The organism is Variovorax paradoxus, from assembly GCF_000834655.1.
Taxonomy (GTDB): domain Bacteria; phylum Pseudomonadota; class Gammaproteobacteria; order Burkholderiales; family Burkholderiaceae_C; genus Variovorax; species Variovorax paradoxus_F.
Map to the genome: position 1 here is coordinate 1 of NZ_JXQQ01000023.1, position 12326 is coordinate 12326.

At 66.9% G+C, this 12326-nt stretch carries 11 protein-coding genes; 2 read left to right on the forward strand and 9 right to left on the reverse strand.

What is annotated here, in order from left to right; translation table 11 throughout:
• Positions 1-154: 154 nt before the first annotated feature.
• The 4 genes from RT97_RS10690 to RT97_RS10705 all read right to left on the reverse strand — a co-directional run bounded on the left by RT97_RS10690 (position 155) and on the right by RT97_RS10705 (position 3990).
• Positions 155-1153: a bile acid:sodium symporter family protein gene (locus tag RT97_RS10690; RefSeq protein ID WP_042578760.1), complete on the reverse strand. Its 999-nt coding sequence runs from the start codon at positions 1151-1153 to the stop codon at positions 155-157.
• A gap of 179 nt (positions 1154-1332) precedes the next feature.
• Positions 1333-1734: a response regulator gene (locus RT97_RS10695; RefSeq protein ID WP_042578761.1), complete on the reverse strand. Its 402-nt coding sequence runs from the start codon at positions 1732-1734 to the stop codon at positions 1333-1335.
• Between the two features lie 125 nt (positions 1735-1859).
• Positions 1860-2843 (reverse strand): quinone oxidoreductase family protein, encoded by a 984-nt coding sequence (locus tag RT97_RS10700; protein WP_042578762.1) that lies wholly within the window; start codon positions 2841-2843, stop codon positions 1860-1862.
• A 58-nt stretch (positions 2844-2901) separates the two neighbouring features.
• The gene (locus RT97_RS10705; protein WP_042578763.1) at positions 2902-3990 is read right to left on the reverse strand and encodes a glycosyltransferase; all 1089 of its coding nucleotides are present in this window, start codon (positions 3988-3990) and stop codon (positions 2902-2904) included.
• A 66-nt stretch (positions 3991-4056) separates the two neighbouring features.
• Between RT97_RS10705 and RT97_RS10710 the strand changes: the two genes are divergently transcribed.
• Positions 4057-4959, forward strand: coding sequence for a DMT family transporter (locus RT97_RS10710; protein ID WP_042578764.1), 903 nt, complete (start codon positions 4057-4059; stop codon positions 4957-4959).
• Here RT97_RS10710 and RT97_RS32475 read toward each other — a convergent pair.
• From RT97_RS32475 to RT97_RS10735, 5 genes are all read right to left on the reverse strand, one after another.
• Positions 4956-6722, reverse strand: a complete 1767-nt coding sequence (locus tag RT97_RS32475; RefSeq protein ID WP_080898255.1) for a DUF5672 family protein — start codon at positions 6720-6722, stop codon at positions 4956-4958. The genes RT97_RS10710 and RT97_RS32475 overlap by 4 nt on opposite strands.
• 29 nt (positions 6723-6751) lie before the next feature.
• Entirely contained in the window at positions 6752-7546 is a 795-nt protein-coding gene (locus RT97_RS10720; protein ID WP_042578765.1) for an SDR family oxidoreductase, read from the reverse strand.
• 11 nt (positions 7547-7557) lie between these two features.
• Entirely contained in the window at positions 7558-8520 is a 963-nt protein-coding gene (locus RT97_RS10725) for a DMT family transporter (RefSeq protein WP_042578766.1), read from the reverse strand.
• 21 nt (positions 8521-8541) lie between these two features.
• The gene (locus RT97_RS10730) at positions 8542-10155 is read right to left on the reverse strand and encodes a gamma-glutamyltransferase family protein (RefSeq protein ID WP_042578767.1); all 1614 of its coding nucleotides are present in this window, start codon (positions 10153-10155) and stop codon (positions 8542-8544) included.
• A 131-nt stretch (positions 10156-10286) separates the two neighbouring features.
• Complete coding sequence (locus RT97_RS10735; RefSeq protein WP_042578768.1) at positions 10287-11264, reverse strand: Bug family tripartite tricarboxylate transporter substrate binding protein; 978 nt, start codon at positions 11262-11264, stop codon at positions 10287-10289.
• Between the two features lie 98 nt (positions 11265-11362).
• Here RT97_RS10735 and RT97_RS10740 point away from each other — a divergent pair, with 98 nt between their 5' ends.
• Positions 11363-12286: a LysR family transcriptional regulator gene (locus RT97_RS10740; RefSeq protein ID WP_042578769.1), complete on the forward strand. Its 924-nt coding sequence runs from the start codon at positions 11363-11365 to the stop codon at positions 12284-12286.
• Positions 12287-12326 lie beyond the last annotated feature (40 nt).

Consider the following 12326-nt stretch of genomic DNA (forward strand, 5'->3'; position numbering starts at 1 on the left):
CGAGACCCCGCGAAACGCGAGCACCGCAGGTTGCCCGCAGCGAAGCGAAGGGTCGCAGACAGTGGGGTCGCCATTCTTTTGCCTACTTTTCTTTGGCGAAGCAAAGAAAAGTAGGTCGGCCGCCGGGCCGAGACCCGGCCTCGGAAACCAAAACCTACTCAACCGTCTTCAAGACAGAGGTCTTAACAACTCCCCGCCGCGCATACCGCTGCGCCAACACAGCACAAACCATCAACTGCATCTGATGAAACAACATCAAAGGCAAAACGATGGCCCCCACAGCGTGCGAAGGAAACAGCACCTTCGCCATAGGAATCCCGCTGGCCAGGCTCTTCTTCGACCCACAGAAAACGATCGTGATCTCGTCCTCCCTATCGAACCCCAGCTTGCGCGCCAACAGCGTAGTCATGCCCAGTGCAAGTCCCAGCACCACCGCACATGCCACAAGCAACCCGACCAATGCATGCGCAGGCACCTGCCGCCAAAGCCCCTCGATCACGGCCGCACTGAAGGCCGTATAGACAACCAGCAGGATCGACCCCTGGTCCACGAACTTCAGCACCGCCGCCCGCCGCTGGATCCATTGGCCGATCCAGGGGCGCAACAGGTGTCCGACGAGGAACGGCACCATCAACTGCAGCAGGATGCGCCCGATCGACCCCAGCGAAGAACTCGCATGCCCACCATTGGGCAGGACCACGAGGTTGACCAGCAAAGGCGTGATGAACACCCCCAGCAGCGTGGAGGCCGACGCACTGCAGATCGCCGCAGGCAGGTTCCCCCGCGCCATCGCAGTGAACGCGATTGCCGACTGCACCGTGGCAGGCAGAACGCAGAGGTACAGCACCCCGGTGTAGAGCTCGGGCGTCACCAGCGGCAGGAGGAGCGGCTTGAGCGCCAGCCCTAGCAGCGGAAACATCAAGAAGGTGCTGCCGAATACCAAGAGGTGCAGCCGCCAATGCGTGATGCCGTTCATGATCGCCTCGCGCGACAGCTTGGCACCATGCAGGAAGAACAGGAGGCCGATGGCCGCCGTCGTCAGCAGTTCGAAAAAGTGCGCCGCATCGCCGCTTGCGGGCAGCAAGCTGGCCAGGGTGACGACGGAGAGCAGTGCAAAGGTGAAGTTGTCGGGGAGAAAGCGGGAGCGGGACATGACGGAACGAGCGCCCCACGACGCGACCCGTGCGGCAGATTCAGCAGAAGAATGAGTGATTTCCGCGCATGAATCTCGTCGCCAATTTGCGGAGCCCGGCGCGTGCTCCTCGCGCCCTTGAAGGGTGATTTTCGGGGACAAGCCGCATCGCTTGCCGGCCGGCGCCCGAATGCCCCGCCTCAGTGTGCAGTTTGCGGGCTGAACCGCTCCTGGCGGCGGCGCTGGCAGTAGTCGATCAGGTCTTCGATCTCGGTGGCCTTGTCGAACACGGCGTCGGCACCCAGGTGCGCGCATTTGCGCCGGATCTCGGGCGTTGCGTAATTGCTGAGCACCACGATCTTCTGCATCGGGTTGCGGTGGCGGCAGGCTTCGAGCACCCGGAAACCGGTGCCGTCCTTCAGGAACAGGTCGACGATGGCCAAGTCCCAGGACGCGAGGTTGCGGGTGAGCCATTGCGAGCCTTCGGCCTCTGTCTCGGCCTCGCCGATCGGATCGACGCGGGCGACCTCGCGCAATGTGCCAACGAGACTCTCGCGGATGGTGGGGTTGTCTTCGACGATGAAGGTGCGGACGGTGTTCATGACTTCTTGCCTCGGCGCTTGGCTCACAGCCTACAAAGTGCGCCCGCCACAAGTCGAAGGCATGACACCCCACCGCGGGTAGGACAAGACTGGCTGAACGCCGGCCCTGCCCTCCCGCCGGCGCATCAGAGCGTCAGGATCGTGCAGCCCGTGGTCTTGCGCGCTTCCAGGTCGCGGTGCGCCTGCTGCACGTCGGCCAGGGCGTAGCGCTGGTCGATCGGGATCTTCACCGCGCCGCTCGCGACCACCGCGAACAGGTCGTCGGCCATTGCCTGCGTGGCTTCGCGCGTGGCGATGTGGGTGAACAGCGTGGGGCGCGTCACGTAGAGCGATCCCTTGGAGGCCAGCGTGCCCAGGCTGATCGGCGGCACCGGCCCCGAGCCGTTGCCGAAGACGGCCAGCAGGCCGAAGGGACGCAGGCATTCGATGGAGCCCTCGTAGGTGTCCTTGCCCACCGAGTCGTACACCACCTTCACGCCCTTGCCGCCGGTGATCTCCTTGACGCGGGCTGCGAAGTTCTCGGTGCTGTAGTTGATGGCGTGCGCCGCGCCGTGTTCGAGCGCCAGCTTGCACTTGGCGTCGCTGCCGGCGGTGCCGATCAACTGCAGGCCCAGCGCCTTGGCCCACTGGCAGGCGATGAGGCCAACGCCGCCGGCCGCGGCATGGAACAGGATGAAGTCGCCGGGCTGCAGGCCTTCGGCGGGGAGCGTCTTCTTGAGCAGGTACTGCGTGGTCAGGCCCTTGAGCATCATGGCCGCGCCGGTCTCGAAGGAGATGGCGTCGGGCAACTTGCAGACAGTCTTGGCCGGCATGACGCGCGCCTCGCAGTAAGCGCCGGGCGGCTGGCTGGCATAGGCAGCGCGGTCGCCGGGCGCCAGGTGCGAAACGCCCTGGCCTACCGCCTCGACCACGCCCGAGGCCTCCATGCCCAGCTGAAGCGGCATCTGGAACGGATAGAGCCCGCTGCGCTGGTAGGTGTCGATGAAGTTCAGGCCAACAGCCTTGTGGCGGATGCGGATCTCGCCGGGGCCGGGGTCGCCGACTTCCACGTCGACGATCTTCAGTTCTTCGGGGCCGCCATGGCGGTCGATACGGATGGCTTTGCTCATGGAGTGATTCTCGGAAAGGAAGGTGGAGCGGACAGTAACGAAAAACCCGGCCCGGGTCTCAGGCAGGGATTCTCATCGCATCGTTCAGGAAGTTGCGGTACCGGTCGGCCAGGTCGGTGCGCGTGCGGGCCAGCACGAGGTGAAGGAAATCGATGGTCTTCTCCAGCGTGAGCCAGTCGTGGTTCAGGACGACCGTGGTCAGTTGCTGCAATACCTCGCCTTCGATGCCGATCGCGGGCAGGTGGCTCTGCTTGAGCCGCGCGGTGGCGATCCGGATGTTGTTCTCGAACATGAACTGGGCACAGGCATGGCGCGCGCCGGCATCCGCCAGCGGTGAATACTTCCCGAGGAAGAAGCAGGCTCCCTCGGCCGCGGTGAACAGCAATTGCAGGTGGCTCACGGCAGGCGGCAGGCCCAGCGCCGCGTAGTGGGCGACCGAGTCGTTGCCGCCCATCTCGTGGGTCCCTTCGGCGGCATACAGGATCTGGCCCACCGCGGCATTGCGCACGCTCCCGCTGCAGACCATCGCGTAGCTGAACCACCAGTCGTGGAAAGGCGCCTCGATCGGGCAGGCGTTCAGGAAGGCGACCGTGCCCTCCAGGCTGCGCTTCCTGAAGACCGAATAGAACAACAGGTTATAGCCGCCCCAGCAATTGTGGTTCTCGATCAGCCGCTCGACCGGCGATGCCTGGTCGAGTTGCGGTGCCGTCTGGGGCACTGTCAGGATGGCGCCGCCCTTGCTCACGATGTACGACGTGTAGGCGGCGGAAACACCAGGGTCCTGCCGCAGGATCTCGTGCGCGCGCACCATGTAGTCATCAGAGATGTAGTCGTCGTCCGCATGGAACATCAGGATGCCGGAGGCCGACCTGCCGTACAGGTCCAACAGGTTCATCTGCCCGGAGATGCGTTTCGGCCGGCAATGGATGTCGATCAGGCTGGGGCTCCATTCGGCCAGCCGCCGGAGGAACTCGTGCTTATGCGGGTCCTGGCTGTTGTCGCCGACCGCAAGGCGCATGCGCCCTTCGCTGGCGGCCACCAGCGCCGCCAGCCCGGCCAGCACGCGGCGGGCCTTCGGATCGTTGCGGTAGGTGGGCACCAGGATGGTCAGCGCATCCTCGTTGCCTCTGGCGTTATCGAAAGTCATCCCGGGGATCGTGCCATGTTTGGGGCGTCCGAAGCACACCCGACAGGGCCGTTAGAGTCGGCGTCCATGCAGACACCGCGCCTCACGCCCCTGACCGTCCTCCTGCTCACTACGCCGCCGCTATTGTGGGCCGGCAACGCCGTCGTCGGCCGCCTGGTGCGCGAGCTGGTTTCGCCGCTCACGCTGAACTTCGTGCGATGGGCCATCGCGTTCGCGCTGCTGCTGCCGCTTGCGTCATCGGTGCTGCGCGGCGACAGCCCGCTCTGGGCGCACTGGAAGCGCTTTGCGGTGCTGGGCCTCCTGGGCATCGGCCTGTACAACGCCTTCCAATACCTCGCGCTTCAAACGTCCACACCGATCAACGTCACGCTGGTGGGCTCCAGCCTGCCGCTGTGGATGCTCGCCGTCGGCATGCTTTTCTTCGGCGCGCGCGTGAGCGGGCGCGAGATCGGCGGCGCGCTGCTGTCGATGCTTGGCGTGCTGCTGGTGCTCAGCCGCGGCGAATGGCGGCAATTGCTCGGGCTGCGGCTGGTGCCGGGCGACCTCTACATGATTCTGGGCACCATCGCCTGGGCTTTCTACAGCTGGATGCTGGCGCGCACGCACGAGCCGAAGGCAGTGCGGCAGGACTGGGCCGCCTTCCTGATGGCCCAACTGGTGTTCGGCCTGGTCTGGTCGGGCGCGCTGGCCGCCGGCGAATGGACACTGACCGATGCCCACATCGACCTGGGCTGGCCGCTGGTCGCCGCGATGGCATTCATCGGCATCGGCCCTGCGGTGGTGGCCTACCGCTGCTGGGGCACCGGCGTGCAGCGCGCGGGGCCGCAGGCGGCGAGCATCTTCATGAACCTCACGCCGCTGTTCGCAGCGCTGTTGTCGGCGGCGTTCCTGCGCGAGGCGCCGCACTGGTACCACGGGGTTGCGTTTCTGCTGATCGTGGGCGGAATCGTGGTGTCGTCGCGGCGCTAAGGCGCCGCTGCGAACAGGCGCTCCAGCTCGGGCTGGCCTGCCAGCCATTGCGGCGCCTCGCCGCGCCCGACCACGCGCCAGGCATAGCCCGGACGGTCGTAGAGATCCTTGCCTGAAGCCAGCAGCGCCGGAATGTCGATGCCAGCCAGGAATTCCGGCGCGTTGTATTCCTGGTGCGCGAAACCGCGGATCTTGGCGCGCACGGCGTCCTCGTCCATTGCAAGGTACGAGAAGTGCCAGCCGGCATCGCCGAGGATCAGCGCGGGCTGCGCCCCGGTTCGCACCCGCATGCGCAACTGGTCGGGCGTGAGCCCGTCGAGCTGCGCGCGCGTCGCCGCGACGGTCCAGACCGACGATGCCTCCGGCCCCTCGACGTTGCGGTAGTTGGCGTAGAAGTAATAGAAGGCCAGGCACAGTCCGAAGATCGCGTGCCGCCGGTCGTCGCGCATCGCGCGCACCACCGATGCGCGTGGAATCTCGTCGGCATCGGAGATCAGCACCAAGTCGTCGGGCGCCGCATCGTGCAGCCCTCGCACGATCTGGTTGCGCTGGAATTTCTCGCGGATCCAGAAGCCGGACTTCGGCGTGTCGGAGAGCCAGTCGCCCACCACCGGCACCGCGTCGGCCGTTTCATCGACGAGCGGCATGTCGTGCACGGCGACGTAGCGGATGCGCGGCAGGAAGGCGGCAATGCGCGCATCGGCCGCATCGAAGCGCAACGCCTTCGGCTCCCCGCTGAAGGTGCGGTCGGCCTCCACGATGACGAAGCAGTCGACCACGTCGGCCAGCTCGTGCAGGCGCGCCGCGAGGATGTCGGCCTCGCCGTTGTAGGTGATGCAGTCGTACACCTTGCGCGGCGCCGCGTTCGACACAGGCACGTGAGGCTCCGGCGCGAACTCGATGCGGTAGCCGTTGCGCTCGAACATCTGCAGGATGTCGCGCTCGCCGTACCACGCATCGAGTTGCGACTGTGGAATCAGCGAACGCAGCGTGAGCGGCGCAAGGCTCGCCAGTTGTCGCATCTTCGCGTGGTGCCCGAACAGCAGCATCGCGTTGTAGCCGTGGTGCAGCTGGGGGCCCGCGTGCTCGATGGAAAAGCTGCGCGCCAGCTCCAGCGGCGCGAAGCGCATGCCGACCGCTTCGAGCGCCGGACGCAGCACGCCGCTGAGCTGCACGTCTTCGAGCAGCGCGTTGTGCTGCCAGTGCATCTTCAGCGGATCGCCCTCGACCGCATCGGGCGGCGGAATCTCGACGCGGATGTGCGGATGGTCAACGAGCGCCCGCATGAAGCGGCGGCTGCGCAGGCTGAAGCCGCCGTTCTGGATCGGCGTGACGACATGGCCGGGCTTTTGCAATTCGTCGGCCCATGCGAAGCGGTTGCGCCAGTACGTGCCTTGCGGCGTGTCGATCTTCGCCAAGTGGATCGGTGCGCCGATGTAGTCGAAACCGAGGAACTCGTCGCGCCAGTTGCCGGCGTTGACGACCCAGCCGTCGTCCTGCACCACCAGCGCGAATTCGGTGTGCACCACGCGCCAGAGCGCGAACATCATGAACCAGCTGTACTCGTGGTAGTTCAGCGGCGCGATCGGCACATGCTCGATGCCCGGCGCCAGGTTGGCCGGCGCCCGCGGGCTGCACAGCAGCGCGCGGGTGCCGGGCATCTGCGCCTGGCTGTGCTGCAGGGCCATCGCCGCGCCGCGCGCGTCGGCGAGGCCGGTAACGGACACCAGCGTTATTTTTTCGAAAGACCTGTTGCTGCTCACGATGCGCCTCCCCTCGCCCGTGAGCCGCGTCAGTAGGTGCCGGGGTAGGCGCCGCCGTCCGCCAGCACGTTCTGCCCGGTCATGTAGCCGGCCTGCAGGCTGCAGAGAAACGCGCAGATCGCGCCGAACTCGGCCGGGGTGCCGAAGCGCTTGGCAGGAATGTTCTTCTTGCGGGCTTCCCACACGGTGTCGAAGTCCTGGCCGGTCTTCTGCGCGGTGCCGGCCATGGTGCCCTTGAGGCGATCGGTTTCGAATGAGCCGGGCAAGAGGTTGTTGATGGTCACGCCCTGCGCCGCGACGGCCGTGCGCGCCACGCCGGCCACGAAGCCGGTGAGGCCGCTGCGCGCGCCGTTCGAGAGGCCCAGGATGTCGATGGGCGACTTCACCGAGCTCGACGTGATGTTCACGATGCGGCCGAACCCGCGCTGGGCCATGCCGTCCACCGTGGCCTTGATGAGCTCGATGGGCGTGAGCATATTCGCGTCGACCGCCTTGATCCAGGCCTCGCGGTCCCAATTGCGGAAGTCGCCGGGCGGCGGGCCGCCGGCGTTGGTGACGACGATGTCGAAGTCATGGCCCAGCGCGAACACGGCCGCGCGGCCGGCTTCGGTGGTGATGTCGGCCGCCACGTGCTTGACGAACGGAGCACCCGACGCGCCTGCCGCTTCGGCCAGCTTCTTCGCAGCCGCTTCCAGCGCCTCGGCGCCGCGCGCCACGATCACCACGTTGACGCCTTCGCGCACCAGCGCCTCGGCGCAGCCGTAGCCCAGCCCCTTGCTCGCGCCGCACACCAGCGCGGTCTTGCCTGCAATGCCCAGATCCATGTTTTTTGCTCCTAACGTGCAGGGGCTTCTCGCCCCTTGCGTGTGAAAACGAAGATGCCCGCAATGACGAGCACCGTGCCGGCCGCGATCCACGCGGTGAACGGCTCATCGAGTATGACCACCCCCATGAGGATGGTCGACAGGGGCCCGATCATGCCGGTTTGCGCCGCCACCGCGGGGCCGATGCGCTCGATGGCCATCATGACCATCAGGACGGGCACCGCCGTGCACACCGTGGCGTTGAGCACCGACAGCCAGATGACCTCGGGCGCGAGCTGCATCGCCACGCTGATAGGCCGCGTCAGCACGAACTGCAGGATGCACAGCACGCAGGCCACGGTCGTCGCGAGGCCCACGAGCCGCAACGAGCCCAGGCGCTTGACGAACTCGCCGCTGTAGACGAGGTAGCCCGCGTAGCTCACCGCGCTCAAAAACACGAGGAACGCGCCCCAGGCCGCGGCGCCGCCGCCCTTGCCGCCGCCACCGGTCCAGAGCTCGTGGCCGAACACCAGCAGGACGCCCGCGTAGCTCACGATCATGCCCAGCACCTGCGGGCGCGTGGCGCGCCGCCGGTAAAGGAGCCAGCCGAACAGCAGCACCAGCGTGGGGTTGAGATACAGGATCAGCCGCTCGAAGCTCGCCGAGATGTAAGCGAGCCCCGCGAAGTCGAGAAAGCTCGCGAGGTAGTAGCCCGAGAAACCCAGGCCGACCACGCCGAGCCAGTCGCGAAAGGTGAGCGCCGGCTTGCCGCGCCCCGCCCACCACGCCATCACCGCGAACAGCGGCAGTGCGAAGAGCATGCGCAGCATGATGAGCGTGATGGCATCGACGCCGTATCGGTAGGCCAGCTTGACGATGATGGCCTTGCCGCTGAACGCGATGGCGCCCAGCGAGGCGAGGATGAGGCCGGGCGCAATGCTCTTTGCGCCGCCCTGCGAAAGGGGAATGCCGGACTGTGCGGCGGTCTTGGTCATCCCCCGATCATCGCGCGCCCGTTAAAACCCTGCCGCCACGCCGTCGCGCCGCGGGTCGCTCGCGGCCACATAGCCTTCGACCGACGGATCGCCCGCGCGCCAGATGAACTGGCCCGCGCCGAAATCCTGGTACGAATCGTTGATCACGTCCAGGTGGTGGCCCAGGTCGCGCAGGCCCTGCACGGTGCTCGGGTTCATCGCGGCCTCGACGTTGATCTCCAGCCCCGCGTTGAAGCGCCAGCGCGGCGCATCGCAGGCGGCCTGCGGGTTCTGCTTGTAGTCGAGCATGCGCACCAGCGTCTGCATGTGGCCCTGTGGCTGCATGTTGCCGCCCATGACGCCGAAGCTCATGACCGGCTGGCCGTCCTTGGTGAGAAACGCCGGAATGATCGTGTGGAACGGCCGCTTGCCCGGCGCCACCACGTTCGGGCTCTCGGCATTGAGGCTGAAGCCGTGGCCGCGGTTCTGCAGGCTGATGCCGAACTCGGGCTCCACGCAGCCCGAGCCGAAGCCCATGAAGTTGCTCTGGATGAAGCTGACCATCATGCCGCTCTCGTCCGCCGCGGTGAGGTAGATGGTGCCGCCCTTGACGGGGTTGCCGGCCTTGAAGTCCTGCGCCTTTTTCACGTCGATGAGTCTGGCACGGGATGCGAGGTACGCGTCATCGAGCATTTGCGCGGGGGTCACCGTCATCGACGATGGCTCCGAGACGTAGCGGTACACGTCGGCGAAGGCCAGCTTCATCGCTTCGATCTGCAGATGCTGCGATTGCACCGAGTCGACCGGGAGCGAGGCGATGTCGAACTTCTCGAGGATGCCGAGCGCGATGAGCGCAGCGATGCCCTGGCCGTTCGGCGGAATCTCGTGCAGCGTGTGGCCGCGGTAGTCGCGCGAGATCGGCTGGACCCACTCGGGGTGGTAGGCCGCAAGATCGGCCACCGTGAGCGAGCCGCCCTGCTCGGTCGAGAACTTCGCGAGCGCCTCGGCGATCTCGCCGGTGTAGTAGGCCTCGCCTTTGGTGCGGGCAATGGCCTTGAGCGCGCGCGCTGCCGCCGTGAAGCGGAACAGCTCGCCCACTTCGGGCGCGCGGCCCCAGGGCAGGAAGGCCTGCGCAAAGCCGGGCTGCGCGCCCAGGAGCGGCGTGGCCGCGGCCCACTTGCCCTGAACCACCGGCGGCACGAGGTAGCCGCGCTCGGCGATGTCGATGGCCGGCGCCAGCAGGTCGGCGAACGGCAGCTTGCCGAAGCGCTCGCTCATCGCGACCCAGCCGCGCACCGCGCCCGGCACGGTGACCGAGTCGATGCCGCGCATCGGCGGCGTGGTGGCGTCGTCGCCGTACTTGGCCTTGAAGTACTCGGGCGTCCAGGCCTTGGGCGCGGGGCCCGAGGCATTGAGGCCGTGCAGTTCCTTGCCGTCCCACAGGATGCAAAAAGCATCGCTGCCCAGGCCGTTGCTCACCGGCTCGACCAGCGTCATCACGGCCGCGGTGGCAATGGCCGCATCGACGGCGTTGCCGCCTTGCTGCAGGATGCGCAGGCCCGCCTGCGAGGCGAGCGGGTGCGAAGTCGACACCACGTTGCGCGCGAAGATCGGGATGCGCGTGGAGAGGTAGGGGTTGGCGTAGTCAAACTTCATGCTGTGCCTTCAAAGACGATTTGAACAATCCGGGAACACCGCGGAACCGGCTCTGCCGGGCCGCAGGTGTTGCCCCCGGGCTGGGGGTAGGCGAAGCGACACGACGTGCGCGCAGCCTGGGGCGAGCCGATTTACTCGTTGGTGATCTTGCGGTCGACCACGATCTTTTTCCATTTGGCAGCGTCGGCCGCCACCATCTTGGCGAACTGCTCGGGCGTGCCGGCCGCAGCGGGCTCGATGCCCAGGCGCGCGAGCTTGTCCTTCACTTCAGGATCGGCGATCGCCTCGTTGGCGGCCTTGTTGACGCGCGCCACGATGTCGGCCGGCAGGTTCTTCGGACCGTAGAAGCCGAACCAGGTGTTCGACTCGTAGCCCGGCAGCGTGTCGGCGATCGGCGGCAGTTCGAGTGCGAGGGGCGAGCGCTTGAGCGTCGTCACGCCCAGGGCGCGCAGGCGGCCGTCGCGCACGTGCGGCATGCCGGTGGGGAGCGAGTCGAACAGCACGTCGATCTTGCCGCTAATGAGGTCGGGAATGGCGAGCGCCGTGCCCTTGTAGGGAATGTGCGTGACGAACACGCCGGCCTGCGCCTTGAAGAGCTCGGCCGTGAGCTGCACGATGGTGCCGTTGCCGCTGGATGCGTAGTTGAGCTTGCCGGGGTTTTTCTTCGCGTAGTCGATCCACTCGCGCACCGTCTTGGCGGGCGAAGTGACCGGCACCAGCATGATGCTGGGCGCGTCGCCCACGTGGCCGATGGGCGTGAAGTCGCGCACCGTGTCGTAGGGCAGCTTCTGCATCACGGCCGGGCCGATCGAATGCGTGCTGGTCGTGGCCAGCAGCAGCGTGTAGCCGTCAGGCGCCGCCTTGGCGGCCTGGTCGGAGCCGATGGCGCCGCCAGCGCCGGGCTTGTTGTCGATGATCAGCTGGGTGCCGAGCTTCTCACCCATCTTCTGCCCGAGCGTGCGGGCGAAGAGGTCGGTGGCGCCGCCCGCGGGGAACGGCACGATGAGCCGGATCGGCTTGTTCGGATAGCCCTGCGCCAGGCTGGCGGACGAGGCGGCCATGCACAGCAGCGCAACGGCGGCCCCTTGAAGGAACTGGATTCTTTTCATGGTGCTCGGATTCTGGCCCCGTGGGGAAACCTCCCATGCTATGCAGCCGCCTCGCATCAAGCCAGATAATCCAGCTTATTCAACTATGAGCGCGGCTTATGACAAAGAACGCCACGGAAGAGGTCTCGCTGCAGCAGCTGCGGGCGCTGGCGGCGGTCGCCGAATCGGGCAGCTTCACACTCGCGGCCGAGAGCCTGCAGCTGACGCAGCCGGCCATCAGCCACTTGGTCAAGCGCATGGAAGAGCAGCTCGGCCAGCCGCTGATCGTGCGGGGCCGCCGCATCCAGCTCACGAGCGCGGGGCAGGTGATGGTCGAGACCGCCGTGCGGGCGCTGCGGCTGATCGACGAGTCGGTCGGCGCCTGCCGCTCGCAGTCGCAGCTGCGCGAGGGGCGCGTGGTGCTGGCCGTCGGCCACCTCACGGCAGGCGCCCTGCTGCCGCCGATGCTCGGGCGCTTCTCGCAGAAGCACCCGACGCTCGCCACCACGCTGCTCGATAGCACGGCCGAGCAGATGATCTCGCGCATCCTCTCGCAGGAAGCCGATCTGGGCTTCGGCTCGGACATCGGGCAGAAGCATTCCGAGCTCGCGACCGAGCCGCTGTTCACCGAACGCATGGCCCTCTTCGTGCGCGACGACCATCCGCTCGCGCAGCGCGTGGTGGTCGACGCGAAGCACCTGGACGCGCTGCCCTTCATCCACGTCAACCCCGACGCCAACATCTGGCGCGCGGTGAGCCGGCAGCTCTCCAGCGTGGCCAACGTGTATCCGCACGTGGTCCATCACGTGTCGATGCTGTCGACCGCGTTCGGCCTCATCCAGGCCGACGCGGGCGTGGCGCTGCTTCCACGCTACGTGGAGGTACTGATGCCCGGCAACCTGCGTGCGGTGGCTGTGACGCGCCCGACGCTCGAATACCCGGTCGTTGCGGTACGGCTGGCCAAGCATCCGCTCAGCCCGGCGGCCCTGGCCTTTTTGGCGATGGCGCGGCAGCACATGAAGCCGCCGCGCACCGGCAAATAAAAACGGCGCCCGAAGGCGCCGTCTTTTGAAAAGAGCCGAA

Excerpts from the sequence above, each read along its gene's own strand:
- RT97_RS10690 (WP_042578760.1), bottom strand. The coding sequence starts at position 1,153 with ATGTCCCGCTCCCGCTTTCTCCCCGACAACTTCACCTTTGCACTGCTC.
- RT97_RS10695 (WP_042578761.1), bottom strand. The coding sequence starts at position 1,734 with ATGAACACCGTCCGCACCTTCATCGTCGAAGACAACCCCACCATCCGC.
- RT97_RS10700 (WP_042578762.1), bottom strand. The coding sequence starts at position 2,843 with ATGAGCAAAGCCATCCGTATCGACCGCCATGGCGGCCCCGAAGAACTG.
- RT97_RS10705 (WP_042578763.1), bottom strand. The coding sequence starts at position 3,990 with ATGACTTTCGATAACGCCAGAGGCAACGAGGATGCGCTGACCATCCTG.
- RT97_RS10710 (WP_042578764.1), top strand. The coding sequence starts at position 4,057 with ATGCAGACACCGCGCCTCACGCCCCTGACCGTCCTCCTGCTCACTACG.
- RT97_RS10720 (WP_042578765.1), bottom strand. The coding sequence starts at position 7,546 with ATGGATCTGGGCATTGCAGGCAAGACCGCGCTGGTGTGCGGCGCGAGC.
- RT97_RS10725 (WP_042578766.1), bottom strand. The coding sequence starts at position 8,520 with ATGACCAAGACCGCCGCACAGTCCGGCATTCCCCTTTCGCAGGGCGGC.
- RT97_RS10730 (WP_042578767.1), bottom strand. The coding sequence starts at position 10,155 with ATGAAGTTTGACTACGCCAACCCCTACCTCTCCACGCGCATCCCGATC.
- RT97_RS10735 (WP_042578768.1), bottom strand. The coding sequence starts at position 11,264 with ATGAAAAGAATCCAGTTCCTTCAAGGGGCCGCCGTTGCGCTGCTGTGC.
- RT97_RS10740 (WP_042578769.1), top strand. The coding sequence starts at position 11,363 with ATGACAAAGAACGCCACGGAAGAGGTCTCGCTGCAGCAGCTGCGGGCG.